General features: G+C 43.6%; 26 protein-coding genes and 1 other RNA gene. 14 read left to right on the plus strand and 13 right to left on the minus strand.

Annotated elements, in window-relative coordinates:
• Nucleotides 1-9 precede the first annotated feature (9 nt).
• The 5 genes from MKX41_RS03345 to MKX41_RS03365 all read left to right on the plus strand — a co-directional run bounded on the left by MKX41_RS03345 (nucleotide 10) and on the right by MKX41_RS03365 (nucleotide 4,590).
• The gene (locus MKX41_RS03345; RefSeq protein WP_340974806.1) at nucleotides 10-633 is read left to right on the plus strand and encodes a fumarylacetoacetate hydrolase family protein; all 624 of its coding nucleotides are present in this window, start codon (nucleotides 10-12) and stop codon (nucleotides 631-633) included.
• Nucleotides 634-656: 23 nt separating this feature from the next.
• The gene (locus tag MKX41_RS03350; RefSeq protein ID WP_340968682.1) at nucleotides 657-1,460 is read left to right on the plus strand and encodes a DUF92 domain-containing protein; all 804 of its coding nucleotides are present in this window, start codon (nucleotides 657-659) and stop codon (nucleotides 1,458-1,460) included.
• Nucleotides 1,461-1,471: 11 nt separating this feature from the next.
• Entirely contained in the window at nucleotides 1,472-2,074 is a 603-nt protein-coding gene (locus MKX41_RS03355) for a TetR/AcrR family transcriptional regulator (protein ID WP_149643945.1), read from the plus strand.
• A gap of 54 nt (nucleotides 2,075-2,128) precedes the next feature.
• A complete protein-coding gene (locus MKX41_RS03360; protein WP_339270247.1) occupies nucleotides 2,129-4,066 on the plus strand; it encodes an ABC-F family ATP-binding cassette domain-containing protein in 1,938 nt (645 codons plus the stop codon).
• 176 nt (nucleotides 4,067-4,242) lie between these two features.
• On the plus strand, nucleotides 4,243-4,590 hold the full coding sequence (locus MKX41_RS03365) for a tetratricopeptide repeat protein (RefSeq protein ID WP_340968684.1): 348 nt from the start codon (nucleotides 4,243-4,245) through the stop codon (nucleotides 4,588-4,590).
• 54 nt (nucleotides 4,591-4,644) lie between these two features.
• Here MKX41_RS03365 and MKX41_RS03370 read toward each other — a convergent pair whose 3' ends face one another.
• The 6 genes from MKX41_RS03370 to MKX41_RS03395 all read right to left on the minus strand — a co-directional run bounded on the left by MKX41_RS03370 (nucleotide 4,645) and on the right by MKX41_RS03395 (nucleotide 9,322).
• Nucleotides 4,645-5,475, minus strand: a complete 831-nt coding sequence (locus MKX41_RS03370) for a hypothetical protein (RefSeq protein WP_340968685.1) — start codon at nucleotides 5,473-5,475, stop codon at nucleotides 4,645-4,647.
• Entirely contained in the window at nucleotides 5,459-6,499 is a 1,041-nt protein-coding gene (locus MKX41_RS03375) for a M42 family metallopeptidase (protein ID WP_042193612.1), read from the minus strand. Before MKX41_RS03375 ends, MKX41_RS03370 begins: the two co-directional genes overlap by 17 nt.
• 2 nt (nucleotides 6,500-6,501) lie before the next feature.
• Nucleotides 6,502-6,813: a LapA family protein gene (locus MKX41_RS03380; RefSeq protein WP_042186819.1), complete on the minus strand. Its 312-nt coding sequence runs from the start codon at nucleotides 6,811-6,813 to the stop codon at nucleotides 6,502-6,504.
• A gap of 87 nt (nucleotides 6,814-6,900) precedes the next feature.
• On the minus strand, nucleotides 6,901-8,691 hold the full coding sequence (gene pepF / locus MKX41_RS03385) for an oligoendopeptidase F (RefSeq protein WP_340968686.1): 1,791 nt from the start codon (nucleotides 8,689-8,691) through the stop codon (nucleotides 6,901-6,903).
• Between the two features lie 220 nt (nucleotides 8,692-8,911).
• Complete coding sequence (locus MKX41_RS03390; protein ID WP_167348490.1) at nucleotides 8,912-9,082, minus strand: hypothetical protein; 171 nt, start codon at nucleotides 9,080-9,082, stop codon at nucleotides 8,912-8,914.
• Between the two features lie 6 nt (nucleotides 9,083-9,088).
• Nucleotides 9,089-9,322, minus strand: coding sequence for a hypothetical protein (locus MKX41_RS03395; protein WP_036689271.1), 234 nt, complete (start codon nucleotides 9,320-9,322; stop codon nucleotides 9,089-9,091).
• A gap of 174 nt (nucleotides 9,323-9,496) precedes the next feature.
• Between MKX41_RS03395 and MKX41_RS03400 the strand changes: the two genes are divergently transcribed.
• Nucleotides 9,497-9,694 (plus strand): cold shock domain-containing protein, encoded by a 198-nt coding sequence (locus tag MKX41_RS03400; protein WP_042126303.1) that lies wholly within the window; start codon nucleotides 9,497-9,499, stop codon nucleotides 9,692-9,694.
• Nucleotides 9,695-9,906: 212 nt separating this feature from the next.
• Here MKX41_RS03400 and MKX41_RS03405 read toward each other — a convergent pair whose 3' ends face one another.
• Entirely contained in the window at nucleotides 9,907-11,154 is a 1,248-nt protein-coding gene (locus MKX41_RS03405) for an MFS transporter (RefSeq protein ID WP_340968688.1), read from the minus strand.
• A 201-nt stretch (nucleotides 11,155-11,355) separates the two neighbouring features.
• On the opposite strand from MKX41_RS03405, the gene MKX41_RS03410 reads away from it, so the two are divergent.
• Both MKX41_RS03410 and pfkA read left to right on the plus strand, forming a co-directional pair.
• Nucleotides 11,356-12,438 (plus strand): tetraprenyl-beta-curcumene synthase family protein, encoded by a 1,083-nt coding sequence (locus tag MKX41_RS03410; RefSeq protein WP_042193615.1) that lies wholly within the window; start codon nucleotides 11,356-11,358, stop codon nucleotides 12,436-12,438.
• A 66-nt stretch (nucleotides 12,439-12,504) separates the two neighbouring features.
• Complete coding sequence (gene pfkA, locus MKX41_RS03415) at nucleotides 12,505-13,476, plus strand: 6-phosphofructokinase (RefSeq protein ID WP_042126307.1); 972 nt, start codon at nucleotides 12,505-12,507, stop codon at nucleotides 13,474-13,476.
• Between the two features lie 65 nt (nucleotides 13,477-13,541).
• On the opposite strand, the gene MKX41_RS03420 is transcribed toward pfkA, so the two are convergent.
• The 4 genes from MKX41_RS03420 to MKX41_RS03435 form a co-directional block, all read right to left on the minus strand.
• On the minus strand, nucleotides 13,542-14,915 hold the full coding sequence (locus tag MKX41_RS03420; protein WP_340968690.1) for an MATE family efflux transporter: 1,374 nt from the start codon (nucleotides 14,913-14,915) through the stop codon (nucleotides 13,542-13,544).
• Between the two features lie 143 nt (nucleotides 14,916-15,058).
• Nucleotides 15,059-16,267 (minus strand): putative glycoside hydrolase, encoded by a 1,209-nt coding sequence (locus MKX41_RS03425; RefSeq protein ID WP_076283173.1) that lies wholly within the window; start codon nucleotides 16,265-16,267, stop codon nucleotides 15,059-15,061.
• 229 nt (nucleotides 16,268-16,496) lie between these two features.
• Complete coding sequence (locus MKX41_RS03430) at nucleotides 16,497-16,685, minus strand: hypothetical protein (protein WP_036689649.1); 189 nt, start codon at nucleotides 16,683-16,685, stop codon at nucleotides 16,497-16,499.
• Nucleotides 16,686-16,877: 192 nt separating this feature from the next.
• Nucleotides 16,878-17,699 (minus strand): YitT family protein, encoded by an 822-nt coding sequence (locus MKX41_RS03435; protein ID WP_283911229.1) that lies wholly within the window; start codon nucleotides 17,697-17,699, stop codon nucleotides 16,878-16,880.
• Between the two features lie 332 nt (nucleotides 17,700-18,031).
• On the opposite strand from MKX41_RS03435, the gene MKX41_RS03440 reads away from it, so the two are divergent.
• Complete coding sequence (locus MKX41_RS03440; protein WP_076283171.1) at nucleotides 18,032-19,678, plus strand: DEAD/DEAH box helicase; 1,647 nt, start codon at nucleotides 18,032-18,034, stop codon at nucleotides 19,676-19,678.
• Nucleotides 19,679-19,798: 120 nt separating this feature from the next.
• Here MKX41_RS03440 and MKX41_RS03445 read toward each other — a convergent pair whose 3' ends face one another.
• A complete protein-coding gene (locus MKX41_RS03445) occupies nucleotides 19,799-19,894 on the minus strand; it encodes a hypothetical protein (protein WP_042186834.1) in 96 nt (31 codons plus the stop codon).
• 186 nt (nucleotides 19,895-20,080) lie between these two features.
• On the opposite strand from MKX41_RS03445, the gene MKX41_RS03450 reads away from it, so the two are divergent.
• From MKX41_RS03450 to MKX41_RS03460, 3 genes are all read left to right on the plus strand, one after another.
• A complete protein-coding gene (locus MKX41_RS03450; RefSeq protein ID WP_042186837.1) occupies nucleotides 20,081-20,905 on the plus strand; it encodes a YesL family protein in 825 nt (274 codons plus the stop codon).
• A gap of 104 nt (nucleotides 20,906-21,009) precedes the next feature.
• Nucleotides 21,010-21,201: non-coding RNA, 6S RNA (gene ssrS, locus MKX41_RS03455), on the plus strand.
• A 159-nt stretch (nucleotides 21,202-21,360) separates the two neighbouring features.
• The gene (locus tag MKX41_RS03460; protein WP_042186839.1) at nucleotides 21,361-21,750 is read left to right on the plus strand and encodes a DUF1499 domain-containing protein; all 390 of its coding nucleotides are present in this window, start codon (nucleotides 21,361-21,363) and stop codon (nucleotides 21,748-21,750) included.
• 299 nt (nucleotides 21,751-22,049) lie between these two features.
• Here MKX41_RS03460 and tpx read toward each other — a convergent pair whose 3' ends face one another.
• A complete protein-coding gene (tpx, locus tag MKX41_RS03465; protein ID WP_340968692.1) occupies nucleotides 22,050-22,568 on the minus strand; it encodes a thiol peroxidase in 519 nt (172 codons plus the stop codon).
• A gap of 116 nt (nucleotides 22,569-22,684) precedes the next feature.
• Here tpx and MKX41_RS03470 point away from each other — a divergent pair, with 116 nt between their 5' ends.
• Entirely contained in the window at nucleotides 22,685-23,320 is a 636-nt protein-coding gene (locus MKX41_RS03470) for a rhomboid family intramembrane serine protease (protein WP_076283402.1), read from the plus strand.
• A 4-nt stretch (nucleotides 23,321-23,324) separates the two neighbouring features.
• A complete protein-coding gene (locus MKX41_RS03475) occupies nucleotides 23,325-24,239 on the plus strand; it encodes a LysR family transcriptional regulator (RefSeq protein ID WP_042186843.1) in 915 nt (304 codons plus the stop codon).
• The last annotated feature ends 34 nt before the right edge of the window (nucleotides 24,240-24,273 follow it).

Genomic DNA, 24,273 nt, shown 5'->3' on the forward strand with positions numbered 1-24,273 from the left:
TGATTGTCTGTGTGCGCTGCTGTTAATAATTTGTATTGTGTTGGACGGAACTACAAGCTACATGCGGAGGAATTAGGAAATAATGCCCCCGTAGAGCCACTCATTTTTTTGAAGCCCTCACATGCGGCGGTTTCCCTCGATAAAGCAGTCATTCAGCTTCCAAAGGATTCAGGTCAGGTTCATTATGAAGGAGAACTTGTGCTACGGATCGCGCGTGATTATGTACCGGGTATGAGCGTGGAGGATCTGGTGGATGTTATGGCTCTGGGACTGGATTTCACACTGCGTGATGTGCATAATGATCTGCAGAAGAAAGGTCTGCCTTGGACTCCGGCTAAAGGCTTTAAGAACGCTGCTCCACTCACACCTTACATTGCGTTTCCTGACAAGGAAGAGCTGGAAGGAACGGATTTCACGGTTTTAAAAAATGGTGTTGAAGTTCAGCGAGGTAATGTTAAAAATATGATTTTTTCGCTCCAAAAAATTGTCGATTTTATCGCTGCGCGTTACGGGCTGGGTAAAGATGATGTGATATTCACAGGAACACCAGAAGGTGTAGGCTCTACCGTATCAGGAGATTCGTTTGAATTGTACTGGGGTGACAAGCTGATGGGGACTTGCCTGATCGGCTAAAAACATCTGTTGGAGATGAATCTATGTTATGGATTATCGGCGCCTTTGGCGCTTTGTTAGTTGCGGGGGCGGCTTATAGGAAACAATCCTTAAGCCTTTCCGGCATGCTTGCCGCGGTAGCCATGGGGACCATTTATTTTGGTGCTGGAAATGCCTTTTGGTTTGGAATATTGTTGGTTTTTTTCATCTCTTCAAGCCTGTTGTCTAAGCTTCATCATGATAATAAGGCAGAGCTTGAGCTGACTTATGCCAAGACAGGTCGCCGAGATGCTGGGCAGGTCTTTGCTAATGGTGGGCTTGGGATGGTTTTCGTTCTATTGAATGCGATTGTTCCGATGGAACATTGGGAATTTTTATTTATCGGCGTTATGGCAACGGTAACCTCTGATACATGGGCTACGGAGATTGGTACACTCAGCAAGAAGCTGCCTCGGTCTGTCCTGACAGGTAAAATACTTCCTGCCGGTGCCTCAGGTGGCGTATCAAGCCTGGGTACGCTGGCCGCCGCCGCAGGAGGTGCACTTATCGGTGCATCTTCATGGCTGCTACGGATGATATCTGGCATGCCAGATCAATCCTTCTTGTTGCTTACATTGGCAGGACTCACAGGAGGACTTGCGGGTGCGTTCACGGATTCTATACTAGGGGCAACCGTTCAGCTGATGAATCGTTGCACCGTTTGCGGACGCGAAGTGGAAAGTACACATCACTGCGGTAAAAAGGTTGAATACGCACGTGGCTGGAAGTGGATGACTAATGATGCAGTCAATGCTATTAGCTCTATCGTCGGAGGGGCTATTGCCTTATTGTGTGGGATGATGTTTTAAAGGAGGAACCGATGAGCAGCACGTCCAATCATAAACATACTGCCATTCTGGATGCCGCATACGAGCTCTTCGGTTCAGGTGGATTTTACGAAACGAAGATGTCGGACATTGCGGTTCAGGCCGGAATTGCTAAGGGCACCGTTTATTTATACTTCAAGAGTAAAGAAGAATTGTTCATGGCGGTAACGCGCCGGGATTGTGAGGGATTCCTTCAGCAATTACAGGAAAAGCTGAAGGCTAGTGATACTTTGGCAGGTAAACTGTCAATTATCGCCAAACATCATCTTTACTATTATTATGAGCGTAAGCGACACACGAAGCTCTTTTTCCGCGCACCGAACAATAACCCAGAGCTTGTGGCGTATATGACGCTTTTTATGGAAGAATATATGCAGGCAGTGGTGAAGGTATTACTGGAGGGCGGAGTGTCTGAGCCTGAGCTTATGGCGCAGTCCTACATAGGGATGTTGGATCGACTGAAGATGGATATTTTGTTCGATCCATCTTTTAAGGAAGAAGATGCGTATAAACGCGCTGGTTTCGCTGCGGGTCTTTTTATTAAAGGGGCTATGGATTACTTGAATTTAGGTCAGGATGATAGACCGGTGGAATAGCAGCTTCATGCTGCGACCGGTTTTATGAAAATATAAGGCAAGCGAGGAAATAGCATGAATATTATGACCGTGGAACATCTTTCCAAAAGTTATGGAGAGAAAGTACTTTTTAGTGATGCTTCATTTGGTATGGACGATCGGGATAAAATTGGTTTGATCGGTGTGAATGGAACGGGTAAATCAACGTTTTTACGTATTATTGCCGGTCTGGATACCCCGGATGGTGGGCAAATTGCGATCGGAAATAATGTTCGAGTGCAGTACTTGGCACAGAACCCTCCTTATGAGCCGACAAATACAGTACTGCAACAGGTCTTCGCCGGAGATGATCCAGATCTTGCCACCATGCGTGAGTATATGGAGATCATGTCTCGCCTTGAAAAAGAGCCAGGTAATGCAGAACTGGAAGGCAAACTGGTGCGGATTGGGCAGGCTATCGATGCAGCAGGTACTTGGCATTTGGAGAGTGAAGCTAAGAGCGTACTTACTAAGCTGGGTATAGTGAAATTCGATGCGCTGATGGATACGCTGTCTGGTGGTCAACGGAAACGTGTAGCACTTGCGGCTGCCCTGATTACGCCATCTGAGCTTCTTATTCTGGATGAGCCTACGAACCATATTGATACGGACTCCGTGGCTTGGCTAGAGCAATATTTACAGAAACGGCGCGGCGCTCTCTTAATGGTAACGCATGATCGTTACTTCCTGGAGCGTGTCGCAAGTGTCATGCTAGAGCTGGACGGAGGACAGTTATACCGTTATGAGGCCAACTATTCCCGTTTTCTAGAGCTAAAAGCCGACCGTGAAGAGCGTGAAGCCTCTGCGGAGCAAAAGCGTAAGAACCTGCTTCGTACGGAGCTTGCTTGGATTCGTCGTGGAGCTAAAGCTCGATCAACGAAACAAAAGGCAAGAATCGACCGTTTTGAGAAGCTGAAAGAAAGTACAGGAAGCAGTTCGAACGGTTCGCTGGATATTTCGGTGGCATCCACACGTTTGGGTCGCAAAATCATTGAAATCAATGAACTGTCGAAATCGCTGGATGGTCGTCAGTTGATTAAAGATCTGACCTATATTGCTGTACCACAAGATCGCGTAGGTATTGTAGGTCCAAATGGTAGCGGTAAATCAACACTTCTGAATCTGATTGCAGGTAAGCTGCAGCCGGATAAGGGAGAGGTTCAGCTTGGTGCGACGGTTAAGTTGGGTTACTTTACGCAAGAACATCAGGATATGGATGACAGCATGCGAGCTATTGAATATGTGAAGGAAGAAGCGGAAGTCATACGTACAGCTGATGGTAGCGTCATTACCGCAGGCCAAATGCTCGAACGCTTCTTGTTCCCTCCTGCGATGCAATGGACGCCGATTTCCAAACTGTCTGGTGGCGAAAAACGACGCCTGTATCTGCTTCGTGTATTGATGGGAGCACCAAACGTATTGCTGTTGGATGAGCCTACGAACGACTTGGATATTGGCACGTTGGCTGTTTTAGAAGACTATCTGGATGAATTCCCGGGCGTCGTCTTTACCGTATCCCATGACCGTTATTTCCTGGATCGGACTATTGACAAGCTAATTGCCTTTGAAAATGGAGAAATTCGGCTTCATGTTGGCGATTATACGGAATATGAAGAATGGCTGGCCAAAAATGTTCCTTCACGCAATGCAGAATCGAACAAAGATGACGGTAATGCAAAGGGTAAAGAGACTACAGAAACAGTCAGTAACACAGCGGCATCATCAGCTTCCAAGACCAAACTCAAATTCAGTTTTAAGGAACAGCGTGAATATGAAGGAATTGACGAGCAGATCGAGCTTGCAGAACAGCGCTTGACTGATATTAGTGCGGAGATGGAAGCAGCGTTTGCTGACTCTGGGAGACTGCAGGAGCTAGTGGAAGAGCAGCGGCTTGCCGAAGCCGAGCTGGAGCGTCTAATGGAGCGCTGGACCTATCTGAATGAGCTTGCAGAGAAAATCGCTGGTAAAGCATAAAACGGATTGTCCATGTGTGACAATAAGGGAGGGCTCAGTTTGGAGAATCAACTTGTGGAAGCTGTAGCCCTGCGAAACGAAGGTAAAGCTGAAGAAGCCAGAGTGATCTGTTAGAGCTATATGAGCAGAATAGTAATGATGCAGAACTTCTGTATCAATTAGCGTGGACGCATGATGTGCTCGGTCTGGAACGCGAGGCAGTACCCTATTATGAGAAAAGCTTAACACTAGGCTTATCTACGGAGCAGAGAGTCGGCGCTCTATTGGGACTGGGCAGCACCTACCGAACACTCGGAGAATATGAGAATTCCAAAGCAATATTGGAGCAGGCCATTCAAGAGTACCCAGAGAATAAGGAATTTCCGGTGTTCCTTGCAATGACCTTGCACAATCTCGGAGATCATAGTCTGGCTATGGGGATGTTACTTAAATTGCTGGCTGAAACCTCAGCGGATGAAGGAATAAGAAGTTATAGTAAGGCTATTTCATATTACTCAGATAAGCTGGGGCAAGTCTGGGATTGAATAAAATCACAAAAAGAAGCGATCTCTAATAGTAGAGTATCGCTTCTTTTTGCTTTATTTCGTTCCGTCCACCGCGATCATTTGCACCACGGCACGAGAGTCGCCAGGTAAGATGATTTCATCAGCATTCATCTGTGAGGAGCCATCACCATCTAGAAAGATACCTTCGAGACCTTCAGCAGGCACGCTCTGTAGGATGGCTGAACGGAACTCTGCCGCCGTCGAGAGTGTTGGCGTAACAATCAGCCACAGCTTGCCATTATCGTCATACAGCATGCCTGAGCGCATTCGTTTCTCATCCGAATAAGGAAGATGTTCTTTCGCTATCACAACTTCCCAGAGATCCTCATCCTGCAGATTCATACTAATGCCGCCTTGCGCAAAATAATGCTGGCGATCCGTAACGTTCAATTCTTCTCCCGATGAGACGACCTGTACGGAAAAGCTACGACTGGCACCATCCCAGACCAGGGTTCCGCGCGCATATTTAGCGTTAAACCAGCCGGAGCCGTACGCCTTTTTAACACCGTTAGTGGGGATATCATTCATGATAGCAATGGATAGAAGTGCATCTCCATAGAAGAAGCCTCCATTAATCCCATAAGCAATCACCTGCTGAAGGGGTGCACCAGCGGCTCTGAGTTTAATATCTTCGGGTGAAAGTGACATCATATAGAGTTGAACATTTTCTGGACTCACGGTCTCTAAATAAGTGTAAGCGTGTGGAAGACCATCAAAGGGATTTTCCTTGTGGCTTCTGGAAAACAGGAACATCGAGATTGCTGATACTGCTATCATGAGCAGTAGAAGTGAGACTATCAGCCATTGTCTACGTCTCCAGAGCTGCTTTAACTTGCCAGTACTTGCCTCAGTTAGTGCCCACATAAGCAGCGAGAAGCTTAGCAGTGTTTACTACAGCTTGCTTATGTGTACGTTCCATAGAGTGGGAGGCGTGTACGCCTGGGCCGATCAGTGCGGCACGAATATTATTGCCGCCTCGAAGGGCAGCGGAAGCATCGGAGCCGTACATTGGATAGATATCAACGGCATAAGGAATAGCAAGTGCTTCTGCCAGCTCAATCAAACGGCCAGTCATAACATAATCATAAGGGCCGGAAGAATCTTTTGCACAGATGGACACATCGGTTTCTTTACAGCTAAGATCGTCGCCCATGGCGCCCATATCGACTGCGATCATTTCATTAATCTCGCCAGGAATCCAAGCTGTGCCATGTCCCACTTCCTCATAGTTGGAGATGAGGAAAGAAAGGTTGTGGAGCGGTTTCCAGCCTTCGCGCTTCATGCTTTCCAGCAGGCCAAGAAGGGCAGCAACGCTCGCTTTGTCATCCAGATGTCGGGATTTAATATACCCGCTAGGTGTAATCACCGCACGTGCATCGAAGGAAATGAAATCACCAACGGAGATGCCTAGCTTAAGTACATCTTCTTTGTTAGATACAAGCTCATCAATCCGTACTTCCATGTTCTCCTCTGAACGTTTGAAATCACGAGCATCTGGATATACGTGAACAGATGGATGGCTGGTTAAGATGGTTCCAGTATAGGTTCTGCCGCTGCGGGTATGGATCACACAGTATTCATTCTCGATGCTGTGCATAGTGAAGCCACCAACAGAGGTCAGTCGCAGTGTACCATCAGATTTAATAGAGCGAACCATGCCTCCAAGTGTATCCACGTGAGCGCTGATGCCGATAGTACGGGAAGGATCTAGGCCTGGGACGGTTAGAATTACGCCGCCTTTTTCATTCCAGCTTAGCGGCACATTTAATGCTGCCGCTTCTTCGGCAACAAGGTTCATTACTTGTGCTGTGAAGCCGCTGGGGCTCGGTGTATCAAGCAATTTTTTTAGGATTGAGAGTATGTAATCTTCGTTTGGTTGAATAGTAATCATTAGTTAAGTCCTCCTGTTAGGCCATCATTATCTGTGTTAAAAGAATCTAAAGAAGTGTCGGCATCACGAAGTTTGGTTAGCTCAGCATTTAAGCTTTTAATTTGTTTTTGTAGTTTGTACTGGCGAAAAATACCGTAAGAACCCACGATGATTCCACCAATTAACGCGCAGCCCAGAATAACTAGGATCAGCGGTATATTAACTACATCAAAACCGAAATTGACTTGAACGGGATCCACGTTGATGACTGCAAATATGGCTGTTAGCAGCGCAAAGATTAGACCTGCAATTAAAGACCATTGAATTCTCATTGAATTCTTCCTCCTCAGGGGATATAACAGAATAAAATCCCTTGCCCAAATAGGGCAAGGGATTAATGCAATACTAAGCTCTCTGCCTTATTTGGTCAACTGTTCCATTTGAGCGATAACATCTTCGAAGACACTCATCGCTTCGCGAATCGGCTCAGGAGAAGACATATCAACACCAGCTTTAGACAGAATATTAATGGAGTAGTCACTGCCGCCACTCTTCAGGAAGCCGAGGTAACGATCCACCGCAGGTTTGCCTTCTTCAAGAATTTGTTTGGCAAAGCTAGTCGCTGCTGAGAAGCCGGTTGCGTATTTATAAACATAGAAGCTGTTATAGAAATGCGGAATCCGCGCCCATTCCATCTCGATATCCTGATCTACAACCATTTCTTTACCATAGTACTTAACATTCAGGTCATAGTAGATGCTCGAAAGATCTTGTGGAGTAAGCGATTCACCTTCTTCAACACGCTGATGAATGATTTTCTCGAACTCAGCGAACATCGTCTGCCGGAAAATCGTTGTCCGGAACTGATCAGCATAGTAGGTGAGTAAATACATTTTTTCTTTAGGATCTGTAGACTTTTTGAGTAAATAATCCATTAGCAGCGCCTCGTTAGTAGTAGAAGCAACCTCTGCTAGGAAAATCGTATATTGCGCATCCCGATAATTTAGAGCGTTATCCGAAAAATACGAGTGTAATGCATGGCCCATCTCATGTGCCAGTGTAAACATACTGTTTAAATTATCATTATGGTTCAGCAGTACGAAAGGATGCGTACCGTATGGCCCCCAGCTGTAAGCCCCGGACCGTTTATTCTCGTTCTCATACACATCGATCCATCCGTTGTCGTAGCCTTTTTGCAGCACATTCAGATAATCTTCACCGAGCGGTTTGAGACCCTCTTTAGTGATTTTCTTGGCTTCTTCATAGGTGATATCTAATTTATATTCATCAACAAGCGGTGCAAACAGATCATACATATGTAACTCATCGACACCCAGCAGCTTCTGACGCAGATTCATATAACGGTGCATCAATGGAAGGCTTTCGTGAATCGTATCAATCAAGTTGGTGTAAACCTCTTTAGGAATGTTATCACCATAGAGTGACATTTCCATTACAGAAGGATATTTGCGAATTCGTGAGTAGAACACATTTTTATTCACATTCGCGCTAAGCGTTGCTGCGATAGTGTTCTTCTGCTTCCGGTAGGTATCGTAGACTGCCTTAAAAGCATTTCGGCGAACCTCACGGTCGTTACTTTCGAGAAACTTGATATAGTTGCCATGAGTCAGCTCAACTTCTTTGCCATCCTCATCTTTGATCTTAGGGAATTTCAGATCCGCATTGTTCAGCATACTGAAAATATTCTGAGGTGCTTGAGCTAAATTTCCGACCTGAGCTAGCAGTGCTTCTTCAGCTTTAGAAAGCACATGGGCTTTTTCACGTTTCATTTCAGTTAAGGTGAATTTATAAGCGGATAGGTTCGGATCAGCGATGAACTGGTCCAACTTCTCAACTGGTAACGCCAGAATTTCTGGGGTTACAAAAGATAAAGCTTCACCTGCTTCAATACCAAGCTTTTTCGCTTTGGAGGACAAAGCTTGAGAGTCAGGTTTAGCTGTGTCTTCATCTTGACGCATATGTGCATACACGAAGAGTCGTTCAGTTAGGATGGACAGCTTGTCATCCATTTCAAAACATTTTTTTAGAGCATCCGCGGAATCTAGTGTACCCTGAAAATCCGCAGCTTTTTTGATTAAGGATTTAGCTTCAGCAAATTCTGCATCCCAATCCTTCTGAGAAGCAAACACATCTTCAAGCTTCCAACGATTCTCAGCAGGTACTTCGCTTCTTTTCAATAATTTTTCCATAGAAACCCTCCTAGAATGATGAGATGTAGTAGGCATAATCTCCCTCGGCAATACTGTAGATGATAAATCACCCGGTAGCAAGCTGAGCACAAGTAGAAGAGGGATGGACTTGGGTGAAATAGGCATAACATCCTCCTCTTGAAAGTAGAGTCGGCTTATTATGCCCTATTAAGTCCTGATTATTAATATTTAGTCTTCTTTAAATATATGAAAGTATAAGTTATGCCAATAAGCTATAAATAACAAAGATGAAGGCGAACAGAATCATAATGACTGCAGTTAAGGCCATGCCCCGCTTAAACTGCGGCGGGACACGATCCTTGGTCATAATTAGAACTGCGCCTAGACATAAGACTAGGACAACATAAATCGCGATATTTTCTGTGTTCATGTTCTGTTATACCTGTTTGAAGGCTGCGATGATATTTTTATACTCTTCTTCATTATCTTTATAAGATTCTTTGTTGAATCGGTTGTTCACCCACTGCATCATAGCTGGACGACTAAGGAAAGTATGTGTTTCTTCTCCCCATTGATCGGAGATTTCGCGAAGTACGATATAACGTCCTTGAACTTCTACCGTCATCATATTCCATTTGTCTGTTTTGTATATTTCATGTTTTTTGATCATTATCATTACCACCCTGGCGATTTTTGGCTTTTGGCTCAATGATAACGCACTGGTCAAGGGAAAAGCAAATTAAATCACATATTTAAAGATCCAGATAGATTGATTTGAGTAGAAGATTGCAGTATAATATAGTTATACGCCATATATGGCGGTTATTTTTAGGAGGTTGTTCAATTGAAAGGTACAGTAAAATGGTTTAACGCAGAAAAAGGTTATGGTTTTCTTCAAGTAGAAGGCGGCGAAGATGTATTCGTACACTTCTCAGCAATTCAAGGTGAAGGATTCAAAACTTTGGACGAAGGTCAAGAAGTAGAATTCGATATCACTGATGGTAATCGTGGACCGCAAGCTGAAAACGTAGTAAAATTATAAGAAACGGCAAAGACAGTTAAGCTGTCTGCTATAAATATATAATTTACTTGGCAAGCCCTTGCAAGAGTGGTTACCAACTATAGAACACAGTTCTTTCGGGAACTGTGTTTTTTTACGTCTAATAGACATCAATTTAGATGAAAGGTCTTTGCATTCCCAAGTGAAGGGATAGCAAAGACCTTTTAATATTTTTGAGTATCAGAAGTGTTCTATTATAGGGAAGCTTTTTTGTTCTTATTCTTGAAATAGCGCATTGAATCTCGATGGGTATCCAATAAATGCTGTCCTAAAAAGCCTACAAAAGCAAGAAGGCTGAAGGCAACCGCTACCATATAGAAGGTGAAGCGTCCAGCTTCCTGATAGATCATTCCACCAAATGTACCACTTAGAAGTCCAGCTGCACTTGACCAAACAACTGTGTAGATTGCAAGACCGGTTGCTCGGAGACGATCAGGAATAATCCGAGTGATATAACGGACACATGTTACAAAAAAGACGCCAAATGTCAGGCTATGCAAGGCTTGAATCGCGATTATAGAGCCTGGGTGATCGGCGAGCGCCATTAGTAGAAAGCGAAGGGCATACATGAGACTGGCTAAAATTAATAAGGGCAGTTCTTTAAATTTGTCGCCGTATTTTCCGAGTATAAATAATACAGGGATTTCACTTAGTGCCGAGGCAAGTAATGCCCAGCCGATCACTTCCTCACCAGCGCCCAGGTTCTTTAAACTGATGGTGAGAAAAGCTTCGTTCATTCTATGGCCCAGTGCGAGTACAAAGACACATCCGAAGAACCACAGCACTTCTTTTCGCAAAAGAATATCTTTAAGCCCATGCTCTTTCTTGCCTGGTTTGGTAGTAACAGCTTTCTGATTGGGGAGCTCTGGAACAGTTTTTTTGACATCCTTTAGGCCAATTGTAATTAGAAGTGCGATTATAATGATAATAATACATAAGGTAAGACTCCAAGTAGCACCTAAAGCTCTAAGCGCATACCCGACGGTTAAAGCAAAGAAAGAATAGCCTAATGAGCCAAATACACGAATTGTAATGAAGTTTCGTCCGTGTCGCTCCGCAATTTTGATGGCCATTGTATCAGCAAGCGGAAAAACTGGGTAATAGAAGAAGTAGAAAAAGGACAAAATAAGCATAACGGAAGAAAAGTCGGTCGCTCTGGCTAATAGAAGTCCGGTAACTAATTGCCCCGCGAGTAAAATAAACATGATTTTTCGAATGGTACCTAGCTTATCGCTCATCATACTCCAGAAGAGATTGGATAGGATGGAGATGAGGGGACCGAGAGAATACAAGTAGCCCACCTGAGAACTGCTAAACCCTAAATGTGTGTAGAATAAAGGAAAGTAGGATACTACAAGAACGCTAGTGCCATAAATCGTAAAAAGAAAGGAACGAAGCCAATTCTGATCGCTGTAAGGGCTTCCGGTCCGTTTTGAAAACATGAAAGTGCACTCCTCTGAGATTGAAATATGGCTAGTATAGCATAAAGCAATGGAGGGTTATGTGTTTTATTCTTGAATTGCGTTATTTCTGAATCTTTCATAATTTTACGAAAGTGATTTTGTTGTTTGTACAAATACGTCTGATCATATTATAATAAGTGGTGATTTGGATAAGGAGACAACAATGTGGAGGCACTATCATTGAGTGAATTAGAGCAAGGCCGTTACCTTAGCCCGCGTGGCCCTATTGGGCTTATGAACAGGGTCTATAAGTACGTGCTGCCAGAAGTGAGAGAAAGTCTGGACTTCTGGCGCCAAGATGCGAATGGGATTCCCGATCCCGAGCTCCGGAAGCAAGCACTTGCCAGCATTGAAACAAAGGAGTTTCACTGCATAGGTGGAGGTATTTATGCCGCCGGCAATTTATCGATGAGACATATACTTATTCCGCTTATTGTTGCTTATCAAACTATCAGTGATTATCTAGATAACTTATGTGATCGCAGTACTTCGCTTGATCCTGCAGATTTCAGGCTGCTGCATCAATCTATGCTGGATGCCATTGATCCAAACGCTGAACCTGTCAATTATTATGCGCTTCGCGATGAACAGAATGACGGCGGGTACTTGTATAGGCTAGTTCGAAAATGCCAGGAGATGATCTCTTTGCTGCCAGGTTATTCCGCTGCTGCAGCGGAGATTCGTGATTTGGCTGTGCTGTATACAGATTTGCAGGTATATAAGCATATCCGCCCGGAACTCAGGGAAACAGCCCTGAAGGAATGGTGGGAGCAGCAGGGTAGCCGTGCTCCGCATCTGCATTGGAACGAGTTTGCAGCTGCAACGGGCTCTACTTTAGGCGTATTCATGCTTTTTCTATCTGCGTGTGATCCGAAGCTAAGTAAGTCTTCTTCGGAATCGATTCGAGCTGCATATTTTCCACATGTTTGTGGATTGCACATTATGCTGGATTATTTGATTGATCAGGAAGAGGACCGAGCAGGCGGCGATCTTAATTTCTGCAATTATTATGACGACACGGATACCATGTTAAGTCGGATCGCTTCCATGGTTGAGTGGGCCCGTAAGGATGTACGTGAACTTCCGGAATCATCTATGCATCGTATGGTGATTGAGGGATTGCTGGCACTTTATTTATCTGATCCGAAAGTTAGCGAACAGCGGGAAGTTCGCACTGTGTCTAAAAGCCTGATGAGAGGAAGTCCGCTTACAAGGCTGTTCTTCTTCGCTAATAGCCGCTGGATACGCAATCGTTTTTTGTAACAAGGCTGCGAAGCTTCATCTATACAACGGATGGGGCATTGCACAACTTTAAGGAGGAACAACAGAATGTCAAAAATCAAAAAAATTGCAGTACTGACTAGTGGTGGAGATTCACAAGGTATGAACGCCGCTGTTCGTGCGGTTGTAAGAAGCGCACTTTATTATGGCATTGAAGTTTTTGGAGTTCAACGTGGATATCAAGGTCTTCTGAATCGCGATATCTTCCCTATGGATCTTCGCAGTGTTGGTGACATTATTCAACGTGGGGGAACCATTCTGCAATCTGCAAGATGTCTGGAGTTCACAAAACCAGAAGGTCAGCAAAAGGGTGCAGATATTCTTAATGAAATGGGCATCGATGGCCTAGTAGTTATAGGTGGAGATGGTTCTTATAAAGGTGCTAATAAACTAAGTAAACTCGGTATCAAGACGATGGCATTACCGGGAACTATTGATAATGATATTTCCTACACGGATTACACCATCGGGTTTGATACAGCAGTTGGTGTCGTTGTAGATGCTATTAACAAGCTGCGTGACACGATGTCCTCCCATGAGCGTTCTTCCATTGTAGAAGTTATGGGACGTCATTGTGGAGATATCGCACTACATGCAGGTCTGGCTTCTGGAGCAGAAACAATTCTCGTGCCAGAAATGCCATATGACTTGAATGAAGTTGCGGATCGTATGCGCGACAACTTTGTCAGAGGTAAACGTCACAGTATCGTCATCGTTGCAGAAGGTGTGGGTAAAGGCGAAGATGTGGCCCAAGCGTTGAAAGATCGTCATGCTTCTCTGGATGCACGGGTTACTGTACTTGGACATATTCAGCGGGGAGGAACACCAACACCTGGAGACCGGAACCTTGCTAGCCGTCTTGGTGACTTTGCCGTTCGTAAACTAATTGAAGGTGAGTCTGATAAAGGTTGCGGTATCATCAAGGGAGAACTAACCCTTACAGATATCGATCTTGTAGTGAATACGAAGAAAGACTTTGACGTGGAGTTGTACGAGCTTGCATCCCGTCTTTCTCAATAATTAACATACAAAAAAGGAACAGCTGCGAATTTCGCACTGTTCCTTTTTTTGTATTCTTTTGATTATTAGTGATGTGCTTGAGCGTCTGCATATTGTGTGGCATAACGGCGTTGAACTTTAACAAGCCGAGTCAAGAGCAATGTAGCCCCAATCGCAAGACCGGTGATCAAGCCGATCCAATAACCATAAGCTCCTAGATCCGTATAAGTAGCAAGTACATAGCCTGTAGGAAGCCCTATAACCCAATAAGCTATAAAGCAAATAATGAAGGCTGGATTAACATCCTTATAGCCACGAAGTGCTCCTTGTGTAGGTGTTGCAATCGCATCGGAAATCTGGAAAAAGATCGCATAGATTAAGAAATGCTGAATTAATGATATGACATCAGGTTCATCAGTGTATAAACCAGCTACATGATGGCCAGCAAATAAGAGCAGGAGTGCAGTTGCCAGGGAGAGGATAGCCGCAAGTCCAATTCCCATAATGGCATATTGACGAGCATCCTTTTGCCTGCCGGATCCAGTCTCGAAGCCGACGAGAATGGTAAGGCTCATACAGATACTGAGCGGAATCATATATAACGTAGTTGCAAAATTAATGGCTGCTTGATGAGCTGCAATCGTTACAGTATCGAACCGACTCATCAACAAGGTTACAGCGGAGAACACTGCAGTTTCAAAAAAAATCGAGAAGCCAATAGGTACACCGATCTTCAGTAGATCTTTGAAGCTTTTTAGCGATATAAAGAAGAACTTTCGGAAGATTCTAAGGCTTGCAAAGGGTTCTACCCGATAAATGAACAGCAGGGCAACCGAAAAAATTACCCAGTAGGTGATAGCTGATGCCACTCCAGCTCCAACACCACCAAGTCGAGGAAACCCGAATTTTCCGAAGATTAGTAAGTAGTTCAAACCAACATTCACGGGTAGGGCTATGAGTGTGATCAACATGGACACTCGTGTTTGTCCCAGAGCGTCTATACAACTACGGAGAACTGTATATCCAAACAGCGGGATAATTCCGAAGGAGATCGCACTTAGGAAACGAAATGCAACATCTCTTACAGTCGGCTCCAGATTCATAAAATTAAGGATAGGTGACAAGGCGAAGCTCCCGATTAGTAAGACAATTACAGAGACGATCAGTGATAACCAGATTCCCTGTGTGACTTGATAGGCTACATCCTTTTCTTTTTTGCTTCCGATGAGCTGAGAGACGATGGGGGTAATCCCCATAAGGATTCCACTTAAGCCCGTTTGAATTGGGATCCAGAGACTGGTTCCTATCGCCACACCTGCCAGATCGGCTGTACTAAACTTACCTGACATGTTTGTATCAAAGAAGGTTATCGCTGACAAAGCAATCTGTGTAACCAGAATTGGAAATAAAATATGAAAGAATTGTATTGCTTTTTGTTTTAAAGAGGTGGTTTGTATCATCGTTCTTTGCCTCATTCTTTGTTGGTTTTTATTGATTACAGTAAAAGTTCCCTTTTTCTCCATTAAAAGACCCGGCAAATGCCGGGTCTTTATCTTTATATATCATACCTGATTTCAATTATACATAATAAGGGCTATATACATCATTTCTCATAATCGACATCGGAGGTATATCGGTTATTGGCGTTCCAGAGCAGAAACTCCTCTACATTTTCATCTTTTAAAGCGCGGATTTGATCCTCCACCTGTTTTTTACCGTATTTAATATAATGACCTTTTCCGAGCCAGCTTGCTGTAAAATCTTGAATCCAAGGACGAATAACAGGTTTGTAGCTGCCTAGAGGATCAAGCTTCTTATGGGTATCAACCATGGAGCCTTTAATGGTAGCATACGGATCTAAGTCAGGCTCTTTCACTCCAAACCATCCCGTTGAATAATGACTCGGATAAATCATCGGGCTGATGACATCCACATTCTTGGATATTTTAACGAAGTCTTGTCCTATGCCCTCAGCAGGAGCAGATGCGGCATATCCAAAAATATCTACGGATACACGAACACCAAGTGGAGCAAGCTCTGCTTTTGCGTATTTTACAAAATTAGAAATGATATCTACGCGAGAATCGCTAGTTTTGGTGTATTTAAGTGTGTCTGCACGTTTTTCGAAACCTTCAGGAAAGCGCACATAGTCGAATTGAATTTCTTTAAAGCCGAGTTTGACAGCTTCTTTGGCGATATCGACATTGTACTTCCAGACATCTTCATTATAAGGATTAACAAAGCTATCGCCGCCTTTATTCTTCCATACTGTGCCGTCTGCATTAACAAAGGATAATTGCGGATTCTTTTTGGCAAGTATAGAGTCCTTAAAGACAACAATTCGAGCGATAGGATATACATCATGTTTATTCAATCTTTCCATCAGTTTGTTGATGTCGCCAATAAATGGCTGCGGATTACCGAGTTTCTGAAGTTCAGGATTATCGGTTTTATACGTGATGTAACCTGCATCATCCTTAATGTCGATGACCATAGAATTTAGTTCCGTCTGATCAAGTAAAGAAAGAAGCTTTTCCATTCGTTCTCCACCGGCACTGTATGCGGTAACATAGATGCCTTTTACTTTTGGCGCATCCGGCTGAGGATCTGCGTGTAGCATGCTTTGTGAGTCATTTGCTTCTGCTGTAGCATTTGGAGCTGGAGTTGAACCATTTGAATTATTATTTTGCGTAGCGATGATGGGGGGATTCATGGCGGACTTCAATGCAATTGCCACTTCAGCGTCATGTTGATTCTGTTGCACGCCTACACTTCCCAAGGCCATCATCAGTAGAGCCCAGGTGATGTTCATTCGTATTCTCTCCCTTTATGTACATTTCCTAAATTATATAGGAACGGTTGCTTCTAAAAAGAACAGTGTTGTAATAATGTTGGCTCAGATCGGGTCTGAAAATCCATCCTTGATGTATATAACCGGGACGCACAGATTCTAAACGTATTGTAAAAAGTAAATGCCGCCTCAACACGGCAACATGGCCGAACTTAAGGCGGCAACTATCAAGACTTCTCTTGCGGCTTACTCATTGAAGATACGCAGAATTCTGATGTTCACAGATACTGTAATGGATGATATCCATGGCATCTGCAGGTTCCAGAATACTAAGCCCGTCACGCAGAACGATTACGGAATTTAATTCGTCCTGTTTGAGAAACGGCATCATATCAGGATACCACCTCATGACGATTGCTGACAGCTTTACCGTTTCCATTTCCACAAAAATCACCCTTTCCTTTTTCGATAGGTCTGAATGGAATTCAGTAATCATCGGAAAACGAAGTGCTTGGAAAAAAGAGGGGTAAATCTCAATCTTTATGAAATTGTTAGGGTTCTGCGTGATTATAATATATCACAATTCTGTGATTGGTGCATTTTCCAAATTAATACTTTTCATTGCCAGTTTTTATCTTTTTCGGAAGGAGCCCATAACACCAACTGTCTCGACAATATTTACAAATGCTTGAGGATCTGTCGTGCGGATAATACGTTGCAGTTCAGCAAGTTCGTAGCGGGTTGTTACTGTCATTAGCATGTCCTTTTCAACATGAGAATAAGCGCCTTCTGTTTTAATCTTTGTGACACCGCGTTGAAGCCCCATTAAATGCTGAAGGAGCTCATCTGTACGATTTGTTACTATATATACGGTTACCTTTAAATGGCTGATGTGAATCATGTCCAGTACCTTACCAGTTACATATATAGATACCATCGATGCAAGAGCCAAGTTCCAGTTGTTATCAAAATATGCCGCGGCAAGAATAACGAGTCCGTTTAAGCTAACCACCACGTTTCCAACTGGGAAATCGCGGAATTTAGTGATGATGGATCCCAGGATATCAAAACCTCCGGATGAACCACCTGCACGGAAGCTGAAGCCACAGCCAATACCAACCAGCACGCCACCAAATACAGAAGAAAGCAGCATATCAGTAGCTACCAAATATTCGGGAATGATCGTCAAGAACCAGGTTGTTGCCACAACGGATAACATGCTTAGCATAATAAATCTCCGGCCTAGCTGGAACCAACCAGCTACAAGCAATGGAATATTAAAGAGTAAGTACAAGAGGCTTATGTTTAGTGGTGTAAAGTAACCCACTAACATCGAAAGTCCGGATACTCCTCCGCTGAGTAAGCGATGAGGGATTAGAAAAAGATTAAATCCACTGGCGATCAACGCTGCCCCGAAAATAACTGCAATACAATTCCAAATCTGTCTTAACAAGCAAATCCACCTCTATAAATAAATTTAAAAATAAACCATGTATGCAATGAAAAGAAAGGAACCCACTGGTATTCCTACTTAGAGTTGTGATATAATGTACAGGATATTCTTGAGTAGGACGTTACAATGGTATTTTTGCATTGCATCGGATGTAAAGCTACAGTTGCTCAGGTACAATGAAGTACCTGATGAAAGGGAGGCTTTTCGTCCCAAAAGCGCTATATCATGCAGAAAAAAGAGCATGATTGGACAGCATATAAATGTGTTTACCGCTACTTAAGAATACAGACAAGCATGTGGAATGTCCACTGTATAGAAGGAGCATGAATAATTTGAAAACATTCGCAGAATTTGGCTTGGAGCCAAAAGTGCTACAAGCAATCACAGAGTTAGGATTTGAGGAGGCAACACCGATACAGGAGCAGTCAATTCCATTGGCATTGACTGGGTCGGATCTGATCGGTCAAGCACAGACTGGTACAGGTAAGACTGCTGCTTTTGGTATCCCCCTCATTTCGAAGATTAATCGCGAAGACGAAAAAATTCTGGCACTTATCATGGCACCAACACGTGAGTTGGCCATTCAAGTATCAGAAGAAATCGGTAAGCTAAGCCGTTTTAAAGGTCTTCGTTCGTTGGCAATTTATGGCGGACAAGATATTGGTCGCCAAATCCGTGGTCTTAAGAAGAAACCACAAATTATTATTGGTACACCTGGACGTTTGCTTGACCATATCAACCGTAAAACCATTCGTTTGGATGATGTTCAAACTGTTGTATTGGATGAAGCAGATGAAATGCTGGATATGGGCTTTATGGAAGATATTCAGACAATCCTCAAGCTCGTTCCTGAAGAACGTCAAACTATGTTGTTCTCGGCTACAATGCCTCCAAACATTCAACGTCTTGCACAGCAATTCCTGAACAACCCGCAACACGTCTCCGTTATTCCGAAACAAATCAGTGCTCCGCTGATTGATCAAGCATATGTTGAAGTACCTGAACGTCAAAAGTTCGAAGCGCTTAGTCGTTTGATTGATATGGAATCACCTGAGCTTGCAATCGTGTTCGGGCGCACGAAGCGCCGGGTTGATGAGCTTGCAGAAGCTTTGCAAAAACGTGGATACTCTGCTGATGGATTGCATGGTGACCTGTCTCAGAACCAACGTGATGCTGTAATGCGTAAATTCCGTGATGGCAGCATTGATGTGCTGGTAGCTACTGACGTAGCGGCTCGTGGTTTGGACGTATCCGGCGTTACTCATGTAATTAACTTTGACTTGCCGCAAGATCCAGAAAGCTATGTACACCGTATCGGTCGTACTGGTCGCGCTGGTAAAGAAGGTACAGCTTGGTCTTTCGTTACTCCACGCGAAATGGATCACCTGCATTTGATCGAACGCGTTACTCGTCACCGTATTACTCGTAAACCATTGCCAACTATGGCTGAGGCTATTGAAGGTAAACAACGCGTAACAGCAGAACGTTTGCTTGAAATGGTTGAGAACGGTGAATTGAATGAGTACAAAGGTATTTCTATTCAATTGCTTGAGCAATATGATTCCGTTCAATTGCTGTCAGCTGCAATGAAGCTTCTGACTGGTGATAAGAAGGATTCTGCAATTGAATTGACTCCTGAAGATCCAATCCGTGCTAAACGTCGTGGCGGTAAGAACGACATTCGCAGTGGCCGCAAACCTAATGGTGGTTATGGTGGTAACCGTGGTACTTCCGGTGGCAGCACTGGTGGATACCGTGGAAACCGTGACAACAACGGTGGCGGAAGTCGTGGTGGCTACAGCAGCGGTGGCAGTAACTATGGTAGTGGCAGTGGCGGTTATGGCGGTGGCTATAAAGGCAACCGTGATGGCGCAGCTAGCCGTGATGGTGGAGCGAACCGCAGTGCGGACCGCAAACCATCTACTCGCCCAAGCAGCACAAGCACGCGTCCAGCAAAACGCGAAGATTTCGATAATTAATACTTGATCAGAACCCGCGGGTGATGATTTATCAAAATACAAAGAAGACGAGATGCCGAATAGCGGTTCTCGTCTTCTTTTTGCTGAAATATAAGGGTGTTTATTGAATTAGCAGCTTATTTAAATGAAAGTACGAGTGATGATAACTAGCAGGATAAACAATACGAGGATCGTACCAGTGGAAGTCCAGCCGCCGTAGCCAACAGGTGAGGACATATAATAACCTCCTTTAGAATGTGGTGATTTTGGAAATTCTTATGGTCACAATCCCAATATATGGACTTTATAGACTTAATGTATAGACGATGACCTAGAATTCAGAAAGTTGGGCTATGGAAAAGAGTAGGTCAAATGAGGTATAGTTAAGATAAGCAGTATGCAAGAGACAGAGGAGGAAGGGAATTGGAGTTTAAAGGAGCAATGGGTGGTTTATACCGCATCACAGAATGGATTACACGTATCGCAGCTAGTAATATCTTATGGGCACTATGTTCCGCCCCGTTTTTATTTTTTGGATTGATGAAATTGATGATGCTTGGGACAAGCTCAGGTGGAGTAAATGAGCAGCTCACATTGAACTGGGCTATGGGGATTCTGGCGCCATTTACAGTATTTCCTGCTTCGGCGGCTTTATTTACCGTTGTGCGCAAATGGGTTATGGGGAACACGGATGTAGGAACTTTTCGTACGTTTTTTCAGGGGTATAAAGAGAATTATTTAAAAAGTATGCTCGGTGGAATTATCTACACATTGATGTTCGTTATTATGTACGTCGATGTAACGGTTTACATGACACAAATGCCTAACTTCAGAATTGTTGGTATTTTGATGTTAGTGCTCATGATTATTTTATCGGTGTCCATGTTTAACTTCTTTTCTATTGTCGTTCATTATCAAATGAGCTTTAAACAAGTGATGACTAACTCAATATTGTTGACTATAGCACGTCCAATTCGCGTGTTCTCAACTTTGATTGCAGCTGCAGTGCTAGCTTATATTGGTCTTAGATATCCAGCACTGTATTTCATCTGTATTCCAACGTTGATTGCGATGGCTGCTTTCTTTAACTTCTATGCTACCTATAATAAACTGCAATTGCAGGTGGAGCAGAAGAAACTGAAAGAGGAAGAAGAGCGAGAAGCTGCTTTGAACAATCAAGAGGATGACGACGATGACGATGATGATTATGAAGACGATGTTGAGGATAAAGATGTAAAACGTATTTAACAAAGACGAGTATTAAGCACTCGGAAATCGTCAGTAATTTAATTCCAGTGTAAAATAAAGCGCATACAGGTTTACTTTTTCGTTAAAACGCAATATAATAATAACAAATCCTGCGATGTTCGTTACGGTTGCTCGTTGTTTTGAACCAATGATAATGTCTTGGGAGATCTACACGAAGCGCAGCTGAACAGCCCTGTCTATATGACTTGGGGAATTCAAAAACGTTTTCTGCGATCACCCACCTGCTCTAGCAGGTTCAGAAGACACTGTAGCCGGACGGCATAAGCGGGTTTTCTATTGTTTAGGCCAAAGCGCCCTGTATCCCGTGAAAGTTGGGAACGGGCGCTTTTTTGTGTGTCTGGAACAAGGAGAAAGTGAGTAATACCCTTTTGTTCCTGAGACAAGAGTGTTACACTTAGAATAATGAACTTGGGATTTGTAGAGGGGGAAGAATTTTGTCGTTAAAAAGAACCTTGGTCGGTTTATTCCGTAGTCATGATGGAACAAGCGACCGCGCAAAAGATCCGACATTAAAAACGCGTTATTACAATCTAACGAAAGACAAAGCTTGGGAGGAAGTTTCATCAACGCTTAAGAAGATTCCTGGATTCAAGGTGCTTCATGAAGTGGAGTCAGTAGGTGAGATCACTCTGGAGAAGAGAACGGCATTCGGCCGTACACTGGACATTACTGTCTCTGTGCTCAATACCACACCTGTACGTTGTGGCGTAGATATGTACTCTGCATCAAGAGGTTCGCTAGGTGATTTGGGTGCTAATTACCGTGTCATTCAGCGGTTATATGCGTCCTTGGACAAAAAATTAGGAAAATACAAAGCAGACTAATTTTCAGAGATTCTTACTAAACCTTCTTACTTAGGGATTGTATGAATGCGTTTACGCAAATGTTGACTGCTCTGGATATTATCGATAAATCTTTCTATTACAAAAAAAAGCGGGAGAAGGATGGACCTTCTTCCGCTTTTTTCAAAATATAAGAAAGTATAAGTTCTACACCTATACTTTATGTCTTATATTTCTCGCATAAACACTTTGTCGCCCTTGTAAGGACGACAAAGGCATTTATGCTTGCAGTGATAAGTAAGTATTGTCGAAAATGGCCGCTAACTTACTGTTCTAGAGAATTAGAGCAAACTCTTCACAGCAGCTATAGCATCTTCGTAATTAGGGTGCTCGGTCATTTCACTCAAATATTCAACATAGGTGAGTGTGTTGTTCTTGTCTAGTACAAAAATAGAACGCATATCTAACCGGAATTCTTTGATTAGTACGCCATAAGCTTGTCCGAATGAGGCTACTTTGTGATCGGATAGAGTGATTACGCGATCGATCCCTGCAGCGCCACACCAGCGGGCTTGAGCAAATGGTAGGTCCATACTTACCGTGAGGATAACTACATCGTCACCTAGCTCTGCAGCTTCGCTATTGAACCGGCGGGTCTGTGCATCACATACACCAGTATCTAGAGAAGGTACAACACTGATCAGCTTGATTTTACCGGCATAATCACTAAGAGACACTTCTTCCAGTAGATTCTTACTTAGAACAAAATCAGGAGCGGGATCACCAACTGTAAGCTTGGGTCCTACGAGAGTGATGGGGCTGCTTTTGAAAGTAGCTACGCCTGTTCTTTCTTGCGTCATATCCTTGTTTTCCTCCTCGAATTGTAATATTGGCTCTTACTGCCACAATAAATTATAATCTTATTTACAGGGAGATGTCCAACAGAGCAAGATATAAATGTAAAGGGATGGGTGTAATGATATTTATTCGGTATGAAAATTGGAAAAGTTATCTCCGGTATTACCCGGTAACATGTCTTCTCATTGTAGCTAATGTGATTATGTTTATGCTCATGGCGTTCAATGGTGGATCCACCAATATACAAACACTTGTTGATTTTGGTGCTATAGTTGATGTTAGCCCGTATAAAGAGGAACTGTGGCGTTATGTGGCGGCTATTTTTTTACATAATGGGTTTTCCCATCTATTCTTTAATAGCTTCGCTCTACTGGTATTTGCACCGCCTCTGGAGCGCCTGCTTGGTTGGTGGCGATATGCACTTCTTTATGTGGTAGGTGGAGTTCTTGCGAATTTTCTAACGATTGCAATCAGCAGTCGCTCAGTATTAGAGGTAGGTACGGTCTCGGTAGGTGCTTCTGGAGCAATCTACGCCGTCTATGGCGCATTTTTATACATTGCTGTTATTCAACGGGCGATGATGGACGAAGGCTCGCGAAAGACGTTATACGGTTTGCTCGTAATCGGGATCATTATGTCGTTTGCAACACCAAATGTGAATTGGGTTGCTCATATCGGAGGCTTGGTTTCTGGCTTTTTCCTATATGGACTTATTATTCGTATATTTAAAAAAAGCCTAAGACAGGGGCGATGATGGAGTGGAGCTAAGACAGCTGCAATATTTTCTAAAGGTAGCCCAAAAAGAACATGTAACAAGAGCGGCGGAGGAACTTCATGTAGCGCAGTCTGCGGTAAGCCGTCAGATTCATCAATTGGAGCAAGAGCTTGGGGTTGACTTGTTCATGCAAAAAGGGCGTAATTTGCAGCTTACGCCAGTTGGACAGCTCTTTTGCAAGCGGGTGGATAGTATTCTTAAGGAATTGGAACATTCGGTAAATGAAGTGCATGAATTTCTAGATCCGGAACGTGGAGAGATTCGTATAGGGTTTCCTCACAGTCTTGGAACGCATCTTATCCCGACTATCGTTGCAGAATTCCGCCAGCACTATCCCCATGTTAAGTTTCGCTTTAAGCAGGGCTCTTACCCTTCGCTGATAAAGGACGTATTATCTGGAGAGGTGGATTTAACATTTATTTCGCCTTTTCCGGAAAATGATGAGCATGTTTCTGGAGATATTGTTATGACTGAAGAGTTATTTGCAATACTTCCTCAGAATCATCAGCTGGCAGGAGAATCTGAGATCCGACTGGAACAGCTTCAGAATGAAAAGTTTGTTCTATTCAGTCAAGGTTATTCTTTGAGACCGATCGTTTGGCAAGCGTGCTTGCAGGCGGGATTTCAACCACAGATTGCATTCGAAGGTGGGGAGACTGATACCATACGTGGTTTAGTGGCGGCAGGGATGGGTGTAAGCCTTCTGCCGGAGATGGCGTTCTATCAGACGAATCCTCTCCAGCCAGCTCAGGTAAGGGTTGTGGAGCCTGCTGTGACGAGGACGGTTGGTTTGATCTACCGAACAGATAGTAAGTTGCCGCTTGTTGCACGTTCGTTTCGGACTTTTTTGATATCCTATTTTAAAGCGAGGCAAAATAATACCCCGGTTGGCTCTTAGCCTTCCGGGGTTTCTTTTTGTGCTGTATTTTGTA

Origin of the sequence: Paenibacillus sp. FSL R5-0475, assembly GCF_038004585.1 — a bacterium.
In the GTDB taxonomy this organism is placed as follows: Bacteria; Bacillota; Bacilli; order Paenibacillales; family Paenibacillaceae; genus Paenibacillus_AQ.